Source organism: Sorangium sp. So ce406, from assembly GCF_051474675.1.
GTDB lineage: Bacteria > Myxococcota_A > Polyangia > Polyangiales > Polyangiaceae > Sorangium > Sorangium cellulosum_G.
This window is the reverse complement of the sequence record NZ_CP150340.1, coordinates 2,222,592-2,245,710: the sequence shown is the minus strand read 5'-3', so window position 1 is coordinate 2,245,710 and position 23,119 is coordinate 2,222,592. Positions and strand designations below refer to the sequence as shown.

Sequence of the window (23,119 nt, the reverse complement as noted above, 5' to 3'; positions counted from 1 at the left end):
CGTTGAACCTGAGGAACCTGAGAGCACAGGCGGCTGTCCCCGGCCGCATTCTGCCCATCAAGCGCTCCGCCGGGGTGGCAGGAGCCACCTGCCGAGCCTACCCGCCTGGCGACCGTCCCCCGGATCGCGCGCCCTGTCGAGCCCCCGCCCCCGCTCGCGTGGCCCCCCGCGCACCGTCGATCTACCCTACCCCGGTGCGTTCCCACGTTCTGGCCGGCTGCCTCGCGGTCCTGATCCCCGCGGCCGCGACGCTCGCGATCCCGCACGCCGAGGCCGCGGACTTCGATCCGTCCGGCCGCGGCAAGCGGCCCAAGCCGAAGCCCCCGAAGGCCGGCGGCAGCAAGCCGGGCGCCGCCGCCAGGCCGCAGCCCGGACCGCGGCCGAAGCCCGGACCGCGGCCGCAGCCCGCCGAGCAGCCGCAGACGAAGCCCGAGGCGCCCGAGGCCGGCGATGGGAAGCGGAGCGGCCCGTCGAACGACGCGCTGATCGCACGCTACACGGCGATCGTCATGAGCCAGCCGAGCGCGCCGTTCCCGCTCCAGCGCCTCGCCCAGCTCTACCGCGAGCGCGACGGGAACCTGAAGAAGCTCGCCGAGGAGTTCGAGCGCCGCGCGGCGCAGCCCGGCGCCGACGCCTGGGCCTCCAAGGTCGTGCTCGCCGGCATCTACAAGCAGGACGGGCGCTACGACGACGCCATCAAGACGTACGAGGCCGCCATCGCCGACCGGCCGCAGGACCCGGCGGCGATGATGGCGCTCGCCCAGCTCGAGGCCGACCGCGGCGACAAGGCCCGCGCGCGGGCGCACTACGAGAAGGCGCTGCCGCTGCTCAAGGTGCCCGCGGACGTCGAGCAGACCCGGCGCACGCTGCTCGCGCTCTGCCTCGACCTCTCGGATTTCCAGGGGGCCAAGGCACAGCACGACGCGCTCGTGAAGAACGCGCAGGGCTCGCTCTTCGTGAAGGCGGAGCTCGGGCGCGAGCTCGCCGCGCGCGGGCACCACGCGCGCGCCGAGGCCGAGTTCCGCGAGCTCGTGAAGTCCGCGGCCGGCGACAACCGCGCGCTCGCGCCGGCGCTGCGCGACCTCGGGCAGTCGCTCGCCCGGCAGAAGAAGATGGACGAGGCGATGGCCGTGCTGAAGCGGGCGTTCGCCATCGCCGGCAGCGCCGCGGGCGTGCGGGCCGAGATCCTGCTCATCATGACCGACGCGTTCCGCGCCGAGGGGAAGCTCGCGGAGCTCATCGCGATCCTCGAGGCCGAGCGCGGGCAGGACTTCCAGCGGCTCGCCACCCTGGGCGCGCTGTACGAGGAGACCGGCGACGTCGAGAAGGCGATCGCGATCTACAGGAGGGCGCTCGCGCTCGACGGCAAGCACATCGACACGCGGCTCCGGCTCGTGCACCTGCTCCAGACCGCCGGCGACCTCGACACGGCGATCCGCGAGTACGAGCTGCTGATCAAGGCGGCCCCGAGCAACGCGGACTTCGTGTTCGAGCTGTGCGAGACGCTCATCCAGCGGGGCGACCGGCCCAAGGCGCTCGCCCTGCTCACCCAGCTCGAGGGGCGCGTCGCGAACGAGCCCGAGACGCTCGCTGCCGTCGCCGACTTCTACGAGCGGGTCGAGGAGAAGGACCGGGCCCTGCGGGTGCTCCAGCGGCTCGCGGCGGCCGGGGGCGGCGATCCGAGCCACCTCGTCGACCTCGGCGACAGGTACTTCCAGGCGGGCGACAAGAAGAAGGCGCTCGAGACGTGGGCGCGCATCAAGCAGGTCGTGCCGAACCGGGCGCGCGCCGCGGCCACCCTCGGCGAGGTGTACCTCGACCACGACATGGTGGCGGAGGCGCTCGCCTCGCTCCGGGAGGCCGCGCAGCTCGAGCCCGCGAACAGCCGTTACAAGAAGGCGCTGGCGATCGCGCTGGAGCGCACGGCGAGCTCGCTCGGCAACGCGGGGCCGCGCTACGTCGAGGCGCGCGAGCTCTGGGAGCAGCTCCTCGCCGGCGCGGGCAACGACAAGCTGCTCGCGCGCGAGGCGCGGACGCACATCGTCAGCCTGTGGTCGCTCACCCGCGAGCTGCCGAGCCGCGTCGCACCGCTCGCCGCGCGGTTCAACGCGAGCCCGCCCGATCTGGACGCGGGGCGGCTGCTCGCCGAGGTGCAGCGCAAGCTGCACCGGCTGCCCGACGCCGAGGCCACGCTCCGGAGGCTCGTCCAGGCCGCGCCTGGCGACGAGGACTCGCTGCTCGCGCTGGAGCGCGTGCTCGTGCTCCAGCAGAACCTCCTCGGCGCCATCGACGTGCTCGGCAAGCTCGTCGAGGTGAACCCGAAGCGCGCCCGCGAGTTCTACCAGCGCATGGCGCAGTACGCCGCGGAGCTCTACCGCGACGACGACGCGATCCGGTACGCCGCGCGGGCCGTCGAGCTGTCGCCCGAGGACGCGAGCGGCCACCAGAAGCTCGGCGACATGTACCGGCGGCGCCAGGACTTCCCGCGCGCGATCGCGGAGTACCGGCAGGCGCTCGCGAAGAACGACCGGCTGTTCCCTGTGTACTTCGACCTGGCCGAGCTGCTGCTCACCGCGGGGCAGTCCGACGAGGCCGACCGGCTCTTCCGGCGGGTGGTGCGCGCGTCGAACGACGAGGAGCTCGTCGCGCGCGCGGCGCGGATGTCGATGCAGGTGAACCTCGGCCGGGGCTCGCTCGAGGTGCTCGAGCGCGAGCTCTTGCCGGTCGCGGTCGGCAACCCGCAGAAGCCGCTCTACCGGCGGCTGCTCGTGGAGCTGTACGGGGCGATGACCTTGCCGCTGATGCAGAAGGTCCGCGCCGAGGGCCGCGGGGCGAGCGCGGGCGCGCGGGCGGAGCTCGCGAAGATCGGCGCGCGCGCCGTGAAGCCGCTGCTCGACGCGCTCGCCGACGAGAAGGAGTCGCAGCAGAAGATCGCGATCGAGGTGCTGGCGTACGTCGAGAACAAGAGCGCCGGGCCTGCGCTCTACAACTTCGCGATCGGGCAGGCGGACAAGGGCCTGCGCGCCCGCGCGATGATCGCGTGCGGCGCGCTGCGCGACCCGGCGATGCTGGAGCGCTACGAGCAGATGCTCGCGCCGAGGGACGCGGCGGCGAGCGTGCTGCCGAACGACGCTGTCGCTGTCGCGGCGACCTGGGGCGTGGCGCGGCTCGCGGCGGGCGGCGGCCGGCCCGCGGCGAGGGCGGAGGCGCTGCTCGCGCGGCTCCTGTCGTCGCCGGCGCCGGAGGTGCGGGCGCTCGCCGCGGTCGGCCTCGGGCTGACGCACGACCGCAAGCACGCCGCGGCGCTGTCCGCCGTCGCTAGGGCGCCCGAGGCCGGCTCGATCCCCCGCGCGGCGGCGGTGAGAGCGCTGGGCGAGCTCGGGGGCGGCGGCGAGGGGCCCGCGCTGTTCATGTCGCTCGCCGACTCGAGCGAGCCGGAGCTCCGCCGCGCGGCGCTGATCACGCTCGCGCGCCTGGGCAGCGGCAGCGGCGCCGGGCCGAAGGGCGGCAGCGGTACGGGCGAAGCGGAGGCGCTCGCCGCCGGAGGGGCCGCGCAGGCGATCGCGGCCGGCGCGTTCTCGTCGGACGAGGGGCTGCGCGCGGCCGCGGTGTCGGCGGCGGTCGCGCTCACGCGGCGGGTGTACCCGCGCACGCGCGAGCCGCTGCCCGTGCCGGACGGGACGCTGACGGTGAAGGACGTGCTGGCGGGGCTCGATCCGGACCCGTTCGGCCCCGAGGACCGCGCGGCGGCGCTCGTGGCGCTCGGCCCGGCGCTCCAGAGGGCCGCTGTCGCCGCGGTGGCGACGTCGCCGGAGCGGGCGCTTGTCGTCGCCGACGCGATCCTGTCGCGCGGCGCGCGCCACGTCCCCGACGTCGCGCGCGGCGCGGGCGCGACCGGGGCCGGAGGCGAGCGCGCCGGAGGCGGCGTGGCGCTCGGGCTCGCGCCGTTCACGGACGGGCGGGCAGAGCTCGCCCCGGAGCTGAAGAAGCAGGTGGAGGCCGCCGTGGAGGGGATCGCGGCCGCGGTCGTGGGCGGGTTCGTGGCGCTCGTGCGGCACCCGGCGATCGAGGTGCGCACGCGCGCGGTCGAGCTGCTCGCGACCCGGCCCGAGCCGGAAGCGCAGGCCGCGGTGGTCGACGCGCTCGGCGATCCGGAGGAGAGCGTGCGGCGGGCGGCGCTGTCGGCGCTCGGCGCGGTGAAACACGGGCCGACGATCGCGGCGGTCTCGGGGCTGCTGCGGAGCTCGTCGAGCTGGCCGCTGCGCGTGCGCGCGGCCGAGGCGCTGGGCCGGCTCGGCGCGCCGGGCGCGGGCGGGGCCGGCGCGGGCGCGGGCAGGCCGAGCCAGGTCGCGGAGACGCTCGGCGCCGCCGCGCGCTCGGACGCGTACGCCCTGGTCCGCGAGGCGGCGGCGCGCGCCCTGGCCTCGGCGGACCGCGCGGCGGCGGCGCCAGTGCTCAAGCAGCTCGCGGCGCGCGACCCCGAGCCGCGCGTGCGCCAGGCCGCGGTCGAGCTGATGCGGAGCGCCGCGCCTTGAGCAGCGGCGCCCTGCCCGGGTCGCGGCGCGTCGCGCTGCGGCTCGCGCCCCGCTTCCTCGTCCTCGCCGGCGCGATCACCGCGGGCGGGGCGGCCGGCTGCGACGACGTGAGCCGGTTCTCGACGGCCGAGGGCGAATCCTACTGCGGCGCGGTCACGCTGGGCGGCGCGTTCCGCGCCGGCCTGAGCCCGCGGGTGCAGATGCGGCTGTCGCTCGACGCGGACGCGCTCGACGGCCCGGAGCCGCCGGGCGCGCTGTGGACCTACGAGGCGCCCGACGCCGCGATGCCCGAGCGGCGCCTCCTCGACGGCGCGCCGCTCCGGCCGATCGGCGCGCTCGCGCACGATCCGCTGTCGCGGCTGGAGTTCGGGGAGGGCCGGGAGCGCAACGCGATCTACGCGGTCAGCGCGTCGGATCCGGGGGCGGAGTCGCTGCTGGCGATCCTGTCGCTGCGCACGGACGAGTCGGTGGAGGTCCGGCTGCTCCGGCCGGGCCAGGCGCCGCTCCCTTCGGGCGAGGCGCCCGCGGCGGGGCAGCGGCAGGTGTTCGGCAACTTCAGGCTGACGCGGCGGACGGGGACATGCGGGTTCTAGGGATCGAGACATCGTGCGATGAGACGGCGGCGGCGGTGGTGACCGAGGGCGGCGACGTCCTCTCGGACGTCGTGCGCAGCCAGGTGGCGCTGCACGCGCCGTACGGGGGCGTCGTGCCCGAGGTCGCGGCGCGCGATCATGCGCGCGCGGTGGTCCCGGTCGTGCGCGAGGCGCTGGCGCGCGCGGGCGTGGCGGCGGCGGACCTCGACGGCGTGGCGGTGACGTCGCGGCCGGGGCTCGCCGGCGCGCTGCTCGTCGGCCTGCAGGCGGCGAAGGGGCTGGCGTGGGCGGCGGGCAAGCCGCTGGTCGGCGTGGATCACCTCGTCGGGCACCTGCTCGCGGTGTTCCTGCGGCGGGACGGTGCGCCCGCGCCGGAGGAGCGGCCGGCGTTCCCGTACGTGGCGCTGCTCGCCTCGGGCGGGCACACGGCGATCTACCGGGTGGACGGGCCTTCGCTCGGCGCGATCCGGGAGCTCGGCGCGACGCGCGACGACGCGGCGGGCGAGGCGTTCGACAAGGTGGCGAAGCTGCTCGGCCTCGGGTATCCGGGCGGCCCGGTGGTCGACCGGCTCGCGGCCGAGGGGGACGCGGCGGCCGCGGCGGAGGCGGTGCCCGCGGTGATGGCGCGCAAGGAGTCGCTGGAGTTCAGCTTCTCGGGCATCAAGAGCGCGGTGGCGCGCCACGTGGCGAAGCGGGGGCGGCCGGAGGGGCAGGCGCTGAACGACCTGTGCGCGGCGTTCCAGGGGGCGGTGGTCGACGCGCTCGTGCAGAAGACGGTGCGGGCGGCGCGGTCCGAGGGGGTCGAGCGGGTGGTGCTGGCGGGGGGCGTCGCCGCGAACCGGGGGCTCCGGGCGAAGATGGCGGCGGCGTGCGCGCGGCGGGGGCTCGCGCTGTTCGTCCCGCCGTTCGCGAGCTGCACGGACAACGGGGCGATGATCGCGTATGCGGGCGCGCTGCGGCTCGCGGCCGGGGAGCGGGACACGCTGGATCTCGCGCCGGAGACGAGGACAGCGCTGCCGCGGGTGACCCGCAAGGGCGGCGGCCCGCGGTGAGCGGGAGAGGCCGGTAGCGGGGCTTGGCGGAGAGGCGGCGTGGGCCGGAGAGGCGGCGTGGGCTGCAGGGCTGGGATCCTCGCGGGTGCTGCGGGATGGGAGCTCTGTGAGGCTGCGGTGTGTGGGGCCATGCGGGGCGGTGCAGGGATGGCTCGTGGCGGGGATTACCTCGGACTTGTACGCTGCGGCGAGCCGTGGTCTGATGAGATCTCAGGATACAGGTCGGCCCGCGCTGGCCGTTCTTCCGGCCGCACGGGACAGGCCAGCTTGGGAGAGCCGCCCGGCGGGGCGCGAGGATTGTAAGCCATGCAGGTTGTTCTACCGATCGTGCTCGGGTTGATTGCGGTGGCGTGCGGCGCAGGCGCCGTGTTCCTGCTAATGCAGGCCACGCAGCTCAGGCGGCAGCTCCAGGACGCGAACCAGCACATCGAGGCGCTCCGGCAGGCCAAGAGCCAGCTCGATCAGATGCGGGCGCAGTTCGGGCAGGTCCAGCAGGCGCTCGACATCGCGAGGAGCGAGGACCGGCAGAAGGTCGACTGGCTCGACGCCCAGCAGAAGGAGATCGACTGGTACAAGGCCGAGCTCGAGAGCCGGCCGAAGATCACGCAGAAGCGGTACAAGATCCTGACGCTCGGCATCAAGTGGACCGGCAAGACGTCGCTCACGCTCAAGTGGGCGAATCCGCTCGTGGATCTCGGCACGCTGCAGGGGACGAAGATCGAGCGTTACGAGCGCACGGTGAGCCACGTGCTCACGAAAGAGGTGCTGACGGAGCACGTGTTCGAGATCGGCGACTGGGGCGGCGAGCACATCGTGGACGCCCAGCAGGAGCTCATCATGGAGGAGATCCATGGGCTCTTGATGGTCGTGGATCTGGCGGGCAAGGACGGGCAGAAGCTCGAGCCGGCGCGGATCCAGGAGCAGCTCCGGGAGTTCCAGGCGCAGTCGCTGCAGTTCTTCTTCAGCCCGAAGACGCTGGCGTCGTGCAAGGCGGTCGTGCTGTTCATCAACAAGTCCGATGTTCTGTCCGGGACGCCGGCCGAGGTGGAGAAGGAGGCGCGCGGGTATTACAAGCCGCTCATCGACAGCCTGGAGCGGTACAAGAACAACATCGATATTCGGGTGCTGGTCGGGTCGGCGAGCTACGGGCACAGCACGCATCACCTGTTCTCGCACTTCGTGGAGAGGATCCTCCCGAAGAACGCGTATGACCCGCAGCTCTTGCAGCGGATGAAGCAGGACATGGGCCCGAACCCGGCGCTGGCGCGGACCGCGCAGCTCCCTGCCCCGCAGCTCCCGCAGCCGCTCCCGCAGCAGGTCAGGCCCAATGTACGGTAGCGAGGGCGCCTCGGGGTATGTGATCCCGCGGTACCGCGCTCCCGGGGACGCGCCGTGGTATCACGTGCTGCACGGGAACATCCCGGGGCATCAGATCGACTTCATGTACTGCCCGGAGGTGCCGCAAGGGCCCCTCACGACGACGCACTTCAGCCACCTGGCGCGGCTGATGAAGTACATCGAGCCTGCGACGGGGGCCACGCATGCGTTCGCGATCGGGAACCTGTCGCGCGACGACACGCAGCACGAGCCCGGGCATGGGGCGGTGGGTCTCATCTTCGGGTTCCGGATCGGCGGGACGCTCGACCACGCCGGGCGGGGTAATCCGCCGTTCGCGCACGGGCTCGTCGCGGTGGATCGGGACCTCGGGTATGCGACGCTGCTGGAGGCTTCGGCGACGTTCTACCGGCACGTGATGAACGCGACGGAGGTCAACTCGTCGGCCGGCATGTTCTACCGCGAGTACGTGGCCGCGGTGCGGGACGCGCCGGAGCGGGTGGCGCACGTGCTGGAGCGGTACGTCGAGGAGTACGGGGACCTGCCGTACCTGCGGCGGAGCGGCGCGACGTGGGACTGGAAGGTCGACGACGGGGCGGCGCCGAAGCGGGTGGTGATCGTGCACAAGCACGATGAGCCGTTCGGAGCGATCGCGCATGCCGCGGCGAGGATCGCGACGGTGCTGTACCGGTCGAACATCAAGTGGACGTCGATCACGAGCGGCCGCGAGGCGGATATCCCGGGTGGGGTGTCGGTGCGGTTCGTGAGGGAGCGCGACATCACGATGGAGGACCGGAACGGGGTGCTGCTCCGGATCGAGGATGTCTCGGAGGACGAGGGGGAGATCGCGCGGGGGATGTTCGGGGCGCGGCCGCAGGGCGAGCTGGAGGAGAAGCCGCAGTTCGGCGGGTGGCGCGAGCGGTTCGCGGCGCAGCAGGGCGGGGCGGCCCCGCCGGGGGCGACGCGGGGGTATGGCGCGGCCGCGGGCGCCGGTCCGACGATACCGGTGCCGGCGGGGGCGCTGCTGGAGATGGATCGGCGGGCGGCGGCGGGGGCGCCGCCGTCACAGCGGGCCGTGGGGCTCCGGTGGAATGACGCGCACGCGCCCGGCAGGGCGGGCGGCGGGTTGGCGGAGGCGGGAGCGGGCGCTGCGGCGGGGCTCGGGGTGACGGGGGCGGCGGGCGGGCCGGTGTCGGTGTCGGCGGCGCATCAGGTCGGACCGAAGGGGACGCTGGTCATCGACACGGAGAAGCTTCTGGGGGGCGCGGCGCTGTCGGCGGGGGTGGAGGCAGGGAGCACGGGACCCGTGCGGATGGGGCAGGCGGGCCTGGGGAATGCCGCTTCCGGGCAGCCAGCGGGCGGCGCAGCGGGGATGGCGGCGAGCGGGGCGTGGAGCGCGCCGGCGGCCGGGGCGCCGTTGCCGGGCGGGGGCGCGGGGGAGGAGCGCGACGAGATCCCGGTCATCGTGGAGAAGCCGGCGGCGTCGCGGAAGTGGATATGGGCCGTCGCGGGGCTCGGCTTCGCGGCGGTGGCGGGCGCCGTCGCTGTGCTGGTGACGCAGAGGGTTCCCGGGGTGGGGCCTGCCGTGCCAGACGCGACGGGCGCGGACGTGACGCCGCCGCCCTCGGGGAGCGCAGCGCCGCCGGGGCCGAGTACCGAGGCCAGCGGGGCGGCAACCGGCGCGGCGGCGACCGGCGCGCCCTCCGCGACGGCGCTGCCGTCGCCGTGGGCGCTGCCGGCAGAGACAGCGAAGCCGCAGGCGGGGCAAGAGCAGCCGCAGCAGGACGAGCCGCAGCCGAAGACGCAGCCATCGGGGCGGACCAGGAACACCAAGGCGGGTGGGGCCGCGACGGGGCGCTTTGAACCGAAACCCCGAGGGGGTAAGGTGCCCGCGTCGAGCACCGCCGAGCCGCCTCTCCCCGAAGGGAAGCCAGACTTCTGATGACTCTGACGATGACGAAGCGTCCGCTGCTGTGGGGCTTGGGCGTGGCCGTGGCGTTGATGGCGTCGACGGCCGGCGCACAGCAGGCGGCCACGCAGGCCGCCGCCGAGGAGACCGACGCGCTGACGGACAAGGCGCGACAGCTCTATGAAGAGGGGCGACAGGCGGCAGCGGCAGGCAAATGGGCCGATGCGCATGCGTCGTTCCTCGCGGCGTGGGCGATCAAGCCGCATTACCAGATCGCATCGAACCTGGGAGTGGCCTGCCTGAAGCTGGGCAGGAACCGCGAAGCGGCAGAGTACCTGACGCGGTATCTTCGCGAGGCGCCTGCCACCAAGGTAAAGGAGCGGCAGAGCGCGGAAGCCTCATTGAGGGAGGCGCTCACGAAGGTCGCGTCCGTCACGTTGCAGGCGGCGCCGCAAGGGGCCATGGTGACGGTCGACGGGACGGCCGTGGGGAAGGCGCCGCTCGCGGATCCTGTGTTTCTCGACCCGGGGAAGCATGAGATCGGCGCGAGGCTCGACGGGCACGTGTCTGTGACACGACCAGTCGTCGCGGCAGCGGGCGGGACCGACAAGGTGGTGCTCCAGCTCGAGCGCACGCCAGCACCTCAGGTGGTGATGGGTCCCGGCCCCGTGGGGACGACGGCGCCAATCCAGCGGCAGGACAACGTGCGGACGGTGGTGCTCGTCGGGGGTGGCGTCGTGGCCGGCATCGGCGTGGGTGCAGGCGTGCTCTTCACGGTGCTCGCCAACGGGCGGGCCAGCGACGCTAGGCAACTGAGGGCCGAGCTCATCGCCGAAGATGAACGAGGGGAGAAATGCCCCGCGGTGAATCCGACGAAGTGCGCAGATCTGAGCGCTGCGGTGGACGCCAGGGTAGACCACAGCAACTCGGCGTTCTGGAGCTTTGTGGCGGGCGGAGCGGTCGGGATTGGCACGCTCGTCTATGGCCTCGTGACGATGGAATCTACCGGGCCAAGCCGGAGCGTACAGGTGACGCCCCTCTGGGGGCCGCACACGGCCGGGGTGTCTGCCAGCGGATCTTTTTGACCTTACCAGAGTCGACAGGGAGAAGACTGCACCATGCGCCGCCGTGCCCACCTCGCTTCCATGGTCCTTCTAACAGCGATGGCCATGGGCGCCACTCACGCTGGATGCATCGACTTTCCGTTTCCGCAGGGCGACTCGAGCGAGAAGTACTATGGGGCTCCTGTCGAGAATCCAACGCCTGGGGGGTGTGACCCCAGCGACCCCGCGACCTGGACCGCAGCAGAGACCTGCGGCGTGTTCGTATCGGACGGGCAGGGTGACGACGACAACGACGGCACATCCCAGAAGCCCGTAAAATCTCTTGCGAGAGCGCTCATCCTCGCAGAGGCCAGGTCGAAGCGCGTGTATGCGTGCCACGAGGAATTTGATGGGGCGGTCGAGGTGCCAGCCGGAACAACGCTGTACGGTGGCCTCACATGCGACAAAGGCGAGGATGGCCTCGTCTGGCAACGGGTGGACGACAAGACACGAACGACCATCACGGCGCCAGCGGGGACGATCCCGCTGAAGATCACAGGACGGAATAGCCAGAAAGTCGTTCACCTGGAGAATGTCGATGTCATAGCAAGGTCGATCCCGCAAGGTGGCTCGGCGGAGCCAGGGATGTCATCGATCGCCGCAGTGGCAGAATCCGTGAGCCGGGTAGAGCTGAGGCACTGCACGCTTGAAGCCGGGGATGCGGCACCTGGGCTCGACGGAGAGCCGTACGAGAAATCTGCCAGGGCGGGGGCGAACGGCAACCCAGGGAAGGATGCGTGCACGGATAGCACCGTCGACGGCGGCGACTCTCAAGCGAATGATTGCGGCACACCGGAAGACACCGATGACTCCATCGGCGGGGCCGGCGGTGTGGGTCGATCTGCCAACGGTAGCAGTGGAGATCACGGGAGCCCTCGCCGTACTGTGTTGAACGGCGGCGACGGCCAAGAAGGAACGACGGCCTGTACCTCCGGCACGGCAGGTGAAATGGGTACCGACGGCCAGCCGGGCAACGGTGCCGCAGACGACGGCAGCATCACGCCCGAGGGTTACATCGGTGTTTCCGGCGGTCCCGGCACTCCGGGCACCACGGCGCAAGGCGGGGGTGGCGGGGGCGGCGCTCGCGGTGTTCCGACCACGACGACCAGTCCGGCTCGTTCGTGCCCAAGTGGTATGCCGCCGCTTGGTGGTGCCAGCGGAGGTTCTGGCGGCGCGGGCGGTTGTGGCGGGGTCGGTGGCAGAGGCGGCGGTCCGGGCGGCGCGAGCATTGCCCTCATTAGTATCCGCTCCGGGCTGTCCTTCGATGACGTCACGATCAGGACCGGCAACGGGGGCAAAGGCGGCGACGGTGGCCCTGGACAGGACGGCGGAGCCGGAGGAAAGGGCGGCCCGCGGGGGGAAGCCCCTGAGGAGTCGAGCAACCTGCTCCACGGATGCGACGGGGGCCCGGGCGGCGCTGGCGGCAAGGGCGGTACAGGCGGCGGAGGACGCGGCGGTCACTCCATCGGAATCGCATTCCAGGAAACAGCACCCGTTCTGCAAGGCGTAGTGTTCGAACTCGGCGCAGCCGGCGTTGGCGGCTCCAGCAGCGATGACAATCACGCCGGCGCGAGCGGCGCGAAGGTTGATAGATTCGAGTTCTAGCGAGGGTTAGCTTGGGTCTGGTCCTCCCCCGGCCATCGACGCCTTCTTCCACCGGGCGCTGGCCCGCGACCGGACCCACCGGTTCAAGACCGTCCGCGAGATGGTCGCCGAGTTCGCGCGCATCGCGGGCGCGCCGACGTTCACGACCTCGATCTCGGACGCCCACGGCCCGTTCCATCCGCCGCCCGCCGGCTTCGTCCCGGGCACCGCCACATCCCTGCCCGGAGGGCGTCCGGGGCCGGGTGGCACGCCCCCCGCCGGGCCGCTCCCTCCGGTCCCGCCGTCGCTGGTGGATCCCGTCTCGGCGGGCACGCTGACCGGAGCGCTCGATGCCGCCAAGCCGTCCGGCGGACGCCGTTCACGCCGTTCCTCCGCGCGGACTACATGGGTCATCGTCGCGGGCGCCGCGCTCAGCGCGATCGGCGTGACCATGGGAGCGCTCTACGGCCGGTACGCTGAACAGCCCTCCCCGACAGGTGCCCAGGCGACCACCGAGATCGCTGCCGCCAGAAACGGGACGACCGGCGACGTTCCGTCGTCGACCGCCGCAAACCCTGCCAATCCCCCCTCGGAGTCGTCGAGCGCTGCACCTCGCGTCGAGCCCGCGCCGGTCATGGACGCGGGCGCGGACGTGGCCGCGGACGCGGCAGCGCACGAGCCCGCTCCGACCAGCTCGCCGCTTCCCGGTCCCACGAGCACGCCGGCTGCACGTCCCACGAGCACGCCGGCTGCGGGCTCTACCAGCAGGCCGGCTCCGCGTAGTACCAGCGCGCCAGCCGTCGATATCTACGCCCCCGCAGCAGCCACCGGCACGCAACCGCGGGTCCGCCCCCCGGCCGACACCACAGCCCCCCGGCGAACGCCGCCGCAGCCCTCGGGGGAAAAGAAGCCGGGATGGGGGATCTGAGCGGGACCTCAGGGAGGCAACCCGCCCTCTCCGGCACTCCGGGCGCTCTTCTTCACGTTCACGCGCGACACCGGGCAGAACCGCTGCGATGCCGTCGCCGCAGCAGCGCGGGACGCTGCGGCACCGCTGCACCATCGCACCCCGTGCGGAACGGGACCACAAAAGCTTCCGTCACCGCTCGGAAGGGGTACGGTTCGAGCTCCAGGGTGGGTAAAGTGCTGCGGTAACCTTCTGAACCGCAGCTCCCTGAGCAACGCCGGACTTATCATGACGACGAAGCGCCCGCTGCTGTGGACCTTGAGCGTAGCCATCCCCTTGCTGGCGCCCGTCGCCGGTGCACAGCAGGCGGCCCCTCGGGCCGAGACGCAGGAGAGCGACGCGCTGACGGACAAGGCGCGCCAGCTCTTCGAGGACGGGGTGAAGGCGGCCAAGGCGGGGAAGTGGGACGACGCGCATGCGGCGTTCCTCGCGGCGTGGGCCATCAAGCCGCACTACCAGATCGCCTCGAACCTGGGCGTGGCCTCCCTCCGGGTGGGCAAGCCCCGCGACGCGGCCGAGTACCTCACGCTCTACCTCCGCGAGGTCCCCGCGACGAAGGTCCAGGAGCGGCAGCGCGCGGAGGCGTCGCTCCAGGAGGCGCGGGCGCAGGTCGCGGCCGTCACCGTGCGGGTCGCCCCGGACGGGGCCGAGGTGACGGTCGACGGGGCGAGCGTCGGGCGAGCGCCGCTCGCGGATCCCGTGTTCCTCGATCCGGGCCGGCATGAGGTCGGCGCGAAGCTCGACGGGTACGTGCCGCAGGCGCAGCCGGTCGCCGCGACCGCTGGCGGCACGGAGACGGTGGTCCTCGAGCTGAAGCGCGCCCCGGCGCTCGACGGGGCGCGAGCCGGCGCTGGCCCGGATATCCCGCCGGCGCCCGGGGCGCCGCGGGGGGGCGGGAGGACGGCGGTGCTCGTCGGGGGTGGGATCGCGACCGGCGTCGGCGCCGCGGCGGGCGTGCTCTTCACGGTGCTGGCCAACAACAGGGCCGGCGAGGCCGAGCGGCTGAAGAATGATCTGACCACCGGAGGTCAGAACGGGTGCACGAACACGCCCCGACCGGCGGCGTGCATGCAGCAGAGCGAGGCGCTGGACGAGAGCGCGCGTTACAGCAACGTGGCGTTCTGGAGCTTCGTCGGGGCCGGGACGGTCGGCCTCGGGACGTTGCTCTATGGCGTCGTGAGCCGGCCATCGGAGCCTGAGGCTCGCGTGCGGGTGACGCCCACGGTGGGCATCCGCGACGTGGGGCTCTCGGTTGGCGGGGCGTTCTGACGACGGTGACCTCAAGACGACGGAGAATGGATGATGCCTCGGACTGCTCGTACCGCCGCGCTGCTCGTCCTCGGGACCATGGCCGCCAGCCTCGACCTGGCCGGCTGCTTCCCGTTCGCGCTCCACGATGATTGCGAGCACAAGCCCATGTACTGTAGCGAAAACGGGGGCGGTACAGGGGGAGCGGGCGGCATGGCCGCCGGAGGGACGACCAGCTCGGGGACAGGCGGCGCAGCTGGGACCGGCGGCGCAACTGGGACCGGCGGCGCAGGCGGAGAGCCGACGCCGGTGGGGTGCGTGCCCAGCGACGGGCAGAGCTGGACAGCTGACGAGAGCTGCGGGGTGTTCGTGTCGGCCACGGGGAGCGACGACGGAGCGGGGACGCCCGACGCGCCGGTGAAGACGCTCGCGCAGGCCATCCAGCTCGCCGTGACGAAAGAGGATGAGGCCGCGCGGCGCGTGTACGCGTGCGCCGAGACGTTCGAGGAAGCAGTCACGGTGAGCGCGGGCGTGACCATCCATGGTGGGCTTGATTGCAAGGCAAACTGGCGATGGGATGGTGAGAAAAAGACGGTCCTCACGACGTCGCCCGGCGTCGTGCCCCTGACGATGCGCGCTGTGGGCGACACGGTGCGCCTCGAGGATGTCCGCATCTTCGCTCCGGAGATTGATCCGAGCGACGCAGGAAAGTCCGCGATTGCGGCGATCGCCGATCGCTGCAAGGTCGCTCTGGTTCGTTGCACCGTCGAGGCGGGCAATGCGGCGCCCGGGGCTTCGGGGGCGGCTCCTCCTGCGCAGCGCGGGCCAGGCAACGACGGCCCCCCTGGCGGTAACGCATGCTCGGCGGAGACCGTGTCAGCCACAGCGCCGCTGCCCAATGATTGCGGCACACCGGATACCTCCGATGACTCGCTCGGCGGGCGGGCCGGGAACGGCTTCGGCGACCGCGGGGGCGTCGGCACCAGCGGCTCTCCCGGCGAGATGACGAATCCCAACGCTGGCAGCTACGATGTCGCAAGCAACACGTGCAGCAACGGCCAGCGAGGTAGAAATGGTGATCCCGGCGAGCCAGGCGGAGGGGGACGCGGCATCGGCCAGCTCTCCAGCATCGGGTACACCGGTGTACGTGGCCGCGACGGCAACATCGGGAAAACGGCCCAGGGCGGCGGGGGTGGCGGCGGCTCCCGCGGGCATACTTCATGTCCTGGTCTCAACAATGGCGGAGCCAGCGGCGGCAACGGCGGCGCTGGCGGTTGCGGCGGTGCAGGCGGGAAGGGCGGCTTTCCTGGGGGATCCAGCATCGCCCTGCTGAGCCTCAACGCAAAGCTCACGTTCCACGAGGTCCTCCTGATCGCCGGTAAGGGTGGCAAAGGCGGCGATGGTTCCGACGGCCAGACAGGCGGACCGGGCGGCAGCGGCGGGACAGGCGGAATGCGCGGGCGCTATATGAACGGCGACCTGATCGACGGCATGCAGGATGGCTGCGCCGGCGGACCGGGAGGCCTGGGAGGCACCGGCGGCAAGGGCGGCGGCGGTCAGGGCGGCCATTCCCTCGGCATCGCCTTCCAGGGCACCCCGGATACCCTCCCGTCCCTCGACGGCGCCACCGTACAACGCGGTGCGCCTGGCGCCGGGGGCGAGGGCAGCAGCGACGCGTACGATGGTGATGCGGGGCAGGCCAGCGACCTGCTGGACTTCTCGACTCTATAGCGCGCGCTCCGACGCCATAACCCCTGCGGACGTCTTCCGCCTCGGTGTCGACCGGCGATCCACCACGTGCGGCAGGCGCCCGGGAAGCGCGCCGCACGACTGCGCCTCGCGCAGGAGCCGCTTCCGCAGCGACGGGTCGGGCCGCGCGATCACCTTCAGCGCCACCTCGCGCCCGGTCGCCTCGTTGGTCGCGGCCCAGACGACCCCCATGCCGCCCTGCCCGATCTTGCGGCTCAGGCGGTATTTTCTGGCGAGCAGCATGCCCGGAAGCAGCTTGTACGCCTCGATCAGCTCCGATATATGCCCCCGCGTCCTACTGTGTGCGCGGGCTTACCATTGCCCCTGCGCGGGTGGAATCACGGCGCCACGCGCCCGCCCGCCTGGCACCGCTCAGGGGGCGTAAGGGTCCTTCTTCCTCGCCTGCTCCCGCAGGCAGTTCGTCCGGATGAACCCCGTCTTCCCCGCGCAGGGATCCGGAGCCGGCCGCCGGGCCGCGGGCTGCTGCGCCGATCGCGACGGCGCGGCCGTCGGCTGCACGGGAGCCTTCACCCCGGGCTGCGCCGCAGCGACGGACCGCACCGGCGCCGGGGCCGGCTGCAGCGCCGGGGTCCGCGGCGGCGCCGCGGCCAACGACACCGCCGGCGCCGCCGGCTGATTCTGCTCCGCCACCGCGGGCTCCGCGCCTGCGGGCGCCGCGCCCGCCGCGCTGTTCGCCGCGCCCGCCGCGCCGTCCGCCACGCCCGCATCCGCCCGCTCGTCGATCCCGGGCAGCTCCGGCGCAGCCGACGCCTGAGGCACAGCCGTCGTCGCCGTCGGCGGCGGCGCCTCCGTCGGCCTGGCGGCGGTCACGTCGGCCTCGACGCCGGCCTCCGGCAGCACCTCAGGCGCGGCAGCGCTCTCCGCGGGCGCTGGCGAGCGCAGCGCAAAGAAGAGCACCACGCCGAGCAAGCCAGCCGCGCCGGCGGCCAGCGCCGCCAGGACCGGACGAGGGGGAAGGCGATTCCAGATGTCCTGTCGTCGCGGCGCCGTCGCCGGCACCGACGGCATGGGGAGCGGCGTCGGTCGCGCTGCCCACGGCGACGGCTGCCCCGGCTGCACCGCCCGGCTCACCTCCGGGCTCGGCGCCAGCGGCGCGGTCGCCGATTTCCCCGGCTCATCCTGGCTCCACGCCGGCGCCGGCGGCGCGCCCGTCCCGGGCTCCGGGGCCGGCGGCATGGCATCGAAATCGAGCTTCTGGGTCAGCTCGGCGTTCCACACCGGCTCCGACGCCGCGCTGCCCCTTGGCGACAACGGCGCCTCTGCCGGCGACCCGCTGGGCATCCGCACCGGCGGCGCCCCTCCCGGCCCCGCGCTGCCCATCGGCGAGAACGGCGCCACGCCGAACCCCGCGTTCGCCACGGGCGACAGCGGCCCCCCCGGCGCCATCTCGCCCGGCAGCGGCGTCCCCGCCCGCATCCCCGCGCCGCCCAGCGGCGCCATCGGCGACAGCGGCGACAGCGGCCCCCCCGGCGCCATCTCGCCCGGCAGCGGCGTCCCCGCCCGCATCCCCGCGCCGCCCAGCGGCGCCATCGGCGACAGCGGCGCCCCCGTCGGCATCTCGCCCGGCAGCGGCGTCCCCGCCCGCATGCCCGCCCCGCCCCTCGGCGACAGCGGCGCCCCCGCCGACGCCGCCCCGGGCAACCCCGGCACCTCCGCCGGCGGCATCGGCCCGCCGGCGATCCCGCCGATCCCGCCGATCCCCCCGCCCCCCACCGCGGCGCCCGCCCCCACGCCCGGCCTCGCGCTCCCGCCCGCGCCCGCGTACCCGTCGAGCAGCTCCGCCACCTCGGCTGCCGACCCGAGCCGCTCGTCCGGATGGCGCGCCATGCACCGCGCCACGAGCTCCACGACCCCGGGGTCGATCCGCCGTACGTACCGGGAAATCTTCGGGATTTCCCCCGTCAGGATCCCGGTGAAGACCGCCCTCGCGTCCCCCTGGAACGGGCGCATGCCGGTCAGCATCTCGAACAGCACCACCCCGAGCGCCCAGATGTCGGCCCGGTGATCCACGTTCGGCTCCGCCCTCACCTGCTCCGGGCTCATGTAGAGCGGCGATCCGACAGCGCCGCCCGTCGCCGTGCGGACGCCGTCGTTCACGGCGAGGTTCTTCGCGACCCCGAAATCGAGCACCTTCACCACCGGCTCGTCCGCGTCCGGCTCGCGGTGCAGGAAGATGTTCGCCGGCTTCAGATCGCGGTGGACGATGTGCAGCGCGTGCACCGCGGACAGGCCCCGCGCCACGTCGCGCCCGATCGACGCCGCCACGTCCACGTCGAGCCGGCGCCGGCGCTGGAGGAGCTCCGCGAGCGTCTCCCCGGTGAGGAGCTGCATCACCAGGAAGGGCTCACCGAAGTCGGTCTCCCCCATGTCGTACATGTCGATGACGTTGCGGTGCCGCAGCGCCCCGCCGTTCCGCCCCTCCCGCTGCAGCCGCCGCCGGAGCTCGGGATCCGGACGGTGAATCAGCTTCAGCGCCACCTCGCGCGACGTGGACAGGTTGAGCGCCGCCCACACCACACCCATGGATCCCTCGCCCAGCCGCCGCACCAGCTTGTACTTCTCGGCGATCACCAGGCCAGGAGCGATCTGCGTGAAAGACTTCGACATCGAGCTCAGCAGGGTTGTTCGAGGCGCAGCACGACGGCGCGCGAGATCTCGTTATCTACCGCCAACCAAAGGACGCCATCGAAGGTAGCACGCCCCGCGCCGCGCTCCCCCGCGCTCTCCACGCCGGCGCGCAACAGGAGGTACCCCGCGGCCATGCCGATCCCCACGAGCAGCGCCGCCGCGAGCACCGCCATCGCGACCCACACGACCGGCGACCGGGCAGGCTCAGGAGACGATCGCCTCGGTGGAGGGATCGGTTCGAGGGGCACGGTGCCACCGAACGGCGTCGCCGGCCTCGGCGCGGGCGCGCTCGCGATCGGAACAGCCGGAGACGACGCCAGCGCCGCCCGGTGGACGTCCGCCTGATCCGGGGTGAGCTTGATCGTCCCGTGCTCGCCCAGCAGAGGATGGCTCGACATCGACCTCCGCTGCGCCGGCGTCACCGCGCCCCCGCCCGCCGGAGGCGGCGGTACCGGCGGCGCGCCCGCGCCTCGCGGCGATGCCGCCCCGTGCCCGTGCGGGGCCTGCAGATGGGCCATGGACAGCGGGAGCGGCGTCGTGGTCGCCGGCGCCGGTCCAGACGAAGCCCCGCCCCACGACCCTCTCCCCAGATGCTGCGGTATCTCATGACGCAGCTCCGGCGACGACCCCGGCGGCGAGGCGACGCGCGGCGGCGCCGACGGCGTGACGAACGACTCGAGCGCCGCCGCGACCTCGGCCGCCGAGCGCGGCCTCCGCTCGCGATCGCGCTGAAGACACTGCGTCACCAGGGCGTCGAGGCCGGGATCGATCTGCCAGACGAACTGCGACACCGACGGGATGTCGCCCTGGAGCACGTTCCTCAGGAGCTCATGCGCCCTGCCCTGGATCGGCCGCCGGCTCGTGAGCATCTCGAACATCACCACGCCGAGCGCCCAGAGATCCGCGCGCGGGTCGATGTCGGCCTGCGCCCGCACCTGCTCCGGGCTCATGTACGCAGGCGAGCCGATGAGGATGCCTGTCGCGGTCCGCATCTGCTGAGGCCCGGTGATGAACTTGCTCACGCCGAAGTCGAGTATCTTGACGACGTAATTGCTATCGCCAGGCTCGGTGTGGAGAAAGATGTTGGACGGCTTCAGATCCCGGTGGATGATGCCACGCTCGTGCGCGGCGGAGAGGCCGCGCGCGATGTCCCGCGCGATGCGCGAGGCCTCGGGGACCTCCAGCTTCCGCTTGCGCTTGAGAAACGACGAGAGCGTCTCGCCGGAGAGCAGCGGCATGACAAGGAAGGGATCGCCGCTGTCGGTCTCGTCAGCATCGTAGATATCGACGATGTTCCGGTGGCTCACGGCGCCGCAGGCGCGCGCCTCCCGCAGGAGCCGGGCGCGGAGCTCCGGATCGGGCCGCACCAGCAGCTTGAGCGCCACCTCGCGCGAGGTGGCCTCGTTGTGCGCTGCCCAGACGACGCCCATCGCGCCCTCGCCGATCCGGCGCAGAAGGCGGTATTTGCCGCAGACGAGCGCACCTGGCGGCGGCGCGGCAGGAGGCGAGGGAGACTGCATGGAGTGAGCTCGCGTGAGGGCAGATGCAGTGGCAGATCGAGGGCGGTTGGGAAGAATTGTCGCAGGTGAGGCAGCGCACCGTCAAGCAAAGGCGTGGGCGGGGCGCCCCGCCCTTGAGCACGGCATGCGTCCAGCACACGTGTTCGTCACCGCCGCGACGCTCGAGGCCAACGCGGCGACGACCGTGGCTCCGGAAGGTGTAGTTGGATGGATCCGCCGAGAGATCGGCTATTTCTTGAGCCTCGCCTCGCACTGCTTCCGCTCGAGAAACCTCAGATGAGCGCACGAGGCCGCCGGCGGCTTCGCCGGCTGCGACGTCACCAGAGGAGACGGCTGCGTCCGGATCGGCTTCGCGCTGCTCGCTGTCCCCGCCGCCGCACCCGTACCACCGCTCGGCGCCGCACCCGTACCGCCGCTCGGCGCCGCGCCCGCGCCGCCGCTCGGCGCTGTACCCGTACCGCCGCTCGGCGCCGCGCCAGCGCTGTTCAACGGAGCGGCGCTCGGCGCCGGCGGCACCTCGGGCGGCGCGGACGCCGGCGGCGCCTCCTCGGGTCGCGCCGGGGGCGCCTCGTTCGGCGGCGGCGATCCCCCGCGCTCCGGCAGCGCGCCCGTGTCCCCGCCGGCGCTGTTCACCGGCGGCGCCTCGCTCCCGGGCTCCTCCGGCGCGGCGTGCGACGGCCCGCCGGACCGCATCGCGATGAGCATCCCCACCAGGATCAGCGACACGGCGGCGGCCGCGATCGCCAGCGTCGCGGCCGTCCGCCGGCGCCGCTGATCCTCCTCGTGCGGGGGGGCGTCCTGAGCGCCCTGCGCCCTGTACGCGCCGGTCTGATGGACCGACGGATGGTTCGAGACGAGCGGCGTCGTCGACGAGCTCCCCGCCTGCGCCGACGTGCTCGACGCCGCGGCGGCGCCCGTCGCCGTGGTCGCGCCCGGCCTCGAGTCCGAGGCGCCAGCGCCCGCCTCCGCACCGAGCTTCACGGTCGACTCCGCGACCGAGCTCGACGGAGCGACGTAGCTCCCGGAGCCCGGCGCAACGGCAGGACCGCCGGCGCTCGCCCCCGCCTTTCGCTCCGGTACCGACGGCGCGCTCATGCGCACCGTGCTCCCCCACGGCCCGCGCTCCGGGATCCCCCCCGGCGCCGGCTGCGCCGCGCCCGCCTGCGCCAGCCCAGGATGCGCCAGCCCGGGCGCTGCAGACCCCACGGCCGACGGCAGCGGCGTCACCAGCGCAGCTGCGGCAGGCCCCGCCGCGGGATACTGCCCCGACCCCGCGCGCTGCCGCGCCGCCCCGGCCACCTCCGCGCTCCCGCGCGTGATCGGCAAGGTCGGCATGTCGTCGTCCCACGGGGCACGGCCCGCAGACGGCGGCGCCGTGAGGTGCGGAGAGCTTCCCTGGCGCTGCGACACCGCCTGCCCCGCGCTCATCGGCGACACCCCGCCCGCGCCCGGCTGCCCCGCGATCATCGACGGCACCCCGCCCGCGCCCGGCAGCTCCTGCACCGGCACCGGCGCACGCGGCCCCCCGCCGAGCAGCGCCAGCGGCAGCGCGCCCGCGCTGCCCGGGCTGACCGAGAGGGGATCCGCGATCGACGCCGGCGCAACGAGGCCCGCGCCCGCGCTCCCCGACCCGGGCTGCGCCGCCGCGCCGCCGGCGCCCGGCTGCGGCCACGGCGCGTCCGCCGTCTGCCGCAGCGCCGCGTCGGCGCCCACGCCCCGCGCCGCGTACCGGTCGAGCAGCGCCGCGACCTCCGCCGCCGAGCCGATCCGCTCCGATCGCTCGCGCCGCATGCAGCGGGCGATCAGATCGACGAGGCCCTGGTCCACCCGCCTCAGGTACCGGGACACGGTGGGGATCTCGCCCGTCAGGATCCCCATGAACACCGACTGCGCGTCCCCCTGGAACGGGCGCATGCCGGTCAGCATCTCGAACAGCACCACCCCGAGCGCCCAGATGTCGGCCCGGTGATCCACGTTCGGCTCCGCCCTCACCTGCTCCGGGCTCATGTAGAGCGGCGATCCGACAGCGCCGCCCTGCACCGTGTGCAGGCCGTCGTTGACCGAGAGGTTCTTGGCGACCCCGAAATCGAGCACCTTCACCACCGGCTCGTCCACGTCCGGCTCGCGGTGCAGGAAGATGTTCGCCGGCTTCAGGTCGCGGTGGATGACGTGCATCGCGTGCGCGGCCGCGAGGCCCCGCGCGACGTCGCGCCCGATCGACGCGGCCACCGGCGGCTCGAGCTTGCGCCGCCGCGCGAGCAGCTCGGCCACCGTCTCGCCCGTGAGGAGCTGCATCACCAGGAACGGCTCCCCGGCCTCCGTCTCCCCCATGTCGTAGATGTCGATGACGTTCCGGTGCCGCAGCGCCCCGCAGTTCCGCGCCTCGCGCTGCAGCCGCAGCCGGAACTCGGCCTCGGGGCGGTGGATCAGCTTCAGCGCCACCTCGCGCGCGGTCGCCACGTTCACCGCCGACCAGACGACGCCCATCGCGCCCTCGCCGATCTGGCGCACGAGCCGGTACTTCCTGTCGATCAGCACGCCGGCTGAGAGCAAGGTCGGACTCTTCGGAGACGACATCAGCGACTTCCCGGCAGCGCGGCGCGCCTGGCCCTCACGGAGCGCGCCCGGAAGACCGCGTCAATCAGCGCCGCTCCGGTGACAGGGCCGCGCTCCCCCTGCCCCCACCGCCTCGCGCTCGCCCCGTGCGACCCATCCTGCGCGCGCTCCCGCGCGACATACCATCCAGATCCCAGGTCCACGGGACGCGCCTCCAGTGAGATCCATCCTACAGGAGTTCGGACCAGCGGGATACGTTCTCTGCAACGAAAGACCGACGAGCAAAGACGGACGAGGAAAGAGGGAGAAGCCCGATCCG

At 73.3% G+C, this 23,119-nt stretch carries 13 protein-coding genes; 9 read left to right on the top strand and 4 right to left on the bottom strand.

All coding sequences use genetic code 11. From position 1 onward, the window contains the following. The first annotated feature begins 194 nt into the window (after window positions 1-194). The 9 genes from WME96_RS08345 to WME96_RS08305 all read left to right on the top strand — a co-directional run bounded on the left by WME96_RS08345 (window position 195) and on the right by WME96_RS08305 (window position 16,057). Window positions 195-4,535 (top strand): tetratricopeptide repeat protein, encoded by a 4,341-nt coding sequence (locus WME96_RS08345; RefSeq protein WP_437289636.1) that lies wholly within the window; start codon window positions 195-197, stop codon window positions 4,533-4,535. Next, window positions 4,532-5,128, top strand: coding sequence for a hypothetical protein (locus tag WME96_RS08340; protein ID WP_437289635.1), 597 nt, complete (start codon window positions 4,532-4,534; stop codon window positions 5,126-5,128). The genes WME96_RS08345 and WME96_RS08340 overlap by 4 nt, the downstream gene beginning before the upstream one ends. Further along, window positions 5,116-6,180: a tRNA (adenosine(37)-N6)-threonylcarbamoyltransferase complex transferase subunit TsaD gene (gene tsaD / locus WME96_RS08335; protein WP_433934683.1), complete on the top strand. Its 1,065-nt coding sequence runs from the start codon at window positions 5,116-5,118 to the stop codon at window positions 6,178-6,180. Before WME96_RS08340 ends, tsaD begins: the two co-directional genes overlap by 13 nt. A 306-nt stretch (window positions 6,181-6,486) precedes the next feature. Beyond that, window positions 6,487-7,518, top strand: coding sequence for a hypothetical protein (locus tag WME96_RS08330; protein ID WP_437289634.1), 1,032 nt, complete (start codon window positions 6,487-6,489; stop codon window positions 7,516-7,518). After that, window positions 7,508-9,457, top strand: coding sequence for a hypothetical protein (locus WME96_RS08325; RefSeq protein WP_437289633.1), 1,950 nt, complete (start codon window positions 7,508-7,510; stop codon window positions 9,455-9,457). Before WME96_RS08330 ends, WME96_RS08325 begins: the two co-directional genes overlap by 11 nt. 11 nt (window positions 9,458-9,468) lie before the next feature. Next, window positions 9,469-10,509 (top strand): PEGA domain-containing protein, encoded by a 1,041-nt coding sequence (locus tag WME96_RS08320; RefSeq protein ID WP_437289632.1) that lies wholly within the window; start codon window positions 9,469-9,471, stop codon window positions 10,507-10,509. 60 nt (window positions 10,510-10,569) lie between these two features. Beyond that, complete coding sequence (locus tag WME96_RS08315; protein WP_437289631.1) at window positions 10,570-12,132, top strand: PGRS family protein; 1,563 nt, start codon at window positions 10,570-10,572, stop codon at window positions 12,130-12,132. A 1,204-nt stretch (window positions 12,133-13,336) separates the two neighbouring features. Beyond that, the gene (locus WME96_RS08310) at window positions 13,337-14,347 is read left to right on the top strand and encodes a PEGA domain-containing protein (protein ID WP_437289630.1); all 1,011 of its coding nucleotides are present in this window, start codon (window positions 13,337-13,339) and stop codon (window positions 14,345-14,347) included. A 396-nt stretch (window positions 14,348-14,743) separates the two neighbouring features. Next, complete coding sequence (locus WME96_RS08305; RefSeq protein ID WP_437289629.1) at window positions 14,744-16,057, top strand: hypothetical protein; 1,314 nt, start codon at window positions 14,744-14,746, stop codon at window positions 16,055-16,057. Here the strand turns inward: WME96_RS08305 and WME96_RS08300 are convergent. From WME96_RS08300 to WME96_RS08285, 4 genes are all read right to left on the bottom strand, one after another. After that, on the bottom strand, window positions 16,052-16,318 hold the full coding sequence (locus WME96_RS08300) for a hypothetical protein (RefSeq protein WP_437289628.1): 267 nt from the start codon (window positions 16,316-16,318) through the stop codon (window positions 16,052-16,054). The two genes, WME96_RS08305 and WME96_RS08300, sit on opposite strands and share 6 nt — an antisense overlap. A gap of 129 nt (window positions 16,319-16,447) precedes the next feature. Continuing rightward, window positions 16,448-18,703: a protein kinase domain-containing protein gene (locus WME96_RS08295; RefSeq protein ID WP_437289627.1), complete on the bottom strand. Its 2,256-nt coding sequence runs from the start codon at window positions 18,701-18,703 to the stop codon at window positions 16,448-16,450. 5 nt (window positions 18,704-18,708) lie between these two features. Beyond that, window positions 18,709-20,244 (bottom strand): protein kinase domain-containing protein, encoded by a 1,536-nt coding sequence (locus tag WME96_RS08290; protein WP_437289626.1) that lies wholly within the window; start codon window positions 20,242-20,244, stop codon window positions 18,709-18,711. A 228-nt stretch (window positions 20,245-20,472) separates the two neighbouring features. After that, window positions 20,473-22,797, bottom strand: coding sequence for a protein kinase domain-containing protein (locus WME96_RS08285; RefSeq protein WP_437289625.1), 2,325 nt, complete (start codon window positions 22,795-22,797; stop codon window positions 20,473-20,475). Window positions 22,798-23,119: the final 322 nt, after the last annotated feature.

What these genes read in the sequence shown, in the direction of transcription:
- tsaD (WP_433934683.1), top strand. Translation starts at nt 5,116, where the DNA reads ATGCGGGTTCTAGGGATCGAGACATCGTGCGATGAGACGGCGGCGGCG.
- WME96_RS08330 (WP_437289634.1), top strand. Translation starts at nt 6,487, where the DNA reads ATGCAGGTTGTTCTACCGATCGTGCTCGGGTTGATTGCGGTGGCGTGC.
- WME96_RS08325 (WP_437289633.1), top strand. Translation starts at nt 7,508, where the DNA reads ATGTACGGTAGCGAGGGCGCCTCGGGGTATGTGATCCCGCGGTACCGC.
- WME96_RS08320 (WP_437289632.1), top strand. Translation starts at nt 9,469, where the DNA reads ATGACGAAGCGTCCGCTGCTGTGGGGCTTGGGCGTGGCCGTGGCGTTG.
- WME96_RS08315 (WP_437289631.1), top strand. Translation starts at nt 10,570, where the DNA reads ATGGTCCTTCTAACAGCGATGGCCATGGGCGCCACTCACGCTGGATGC.
- WME96_RS08300 (WP_437289628.1), bottom strand. Translation starts at nt 16,318, where the DNA reads ATGCTGCTCGCCAGAAAATACCGCCTGAGCCGCAAGATCGGGCAGGGC.
- WME96_RS08295 (WP_437289627.1), bottom strand. Translation starts at nt 18,703, where the DNA reads ATGTCGAAGTCTTTCACGCAGATCGCTCCTGGCCTGGTGATCGCCGAG.
- WME96_RS08290 (WP_437289626.1), bottom strand. Translation starts at nt 20,244, where the DNA reads ATGCAGTCTCCCTCGCCTCCTGCCGCGCCGCCGCCAGGTGCGCTCGTC.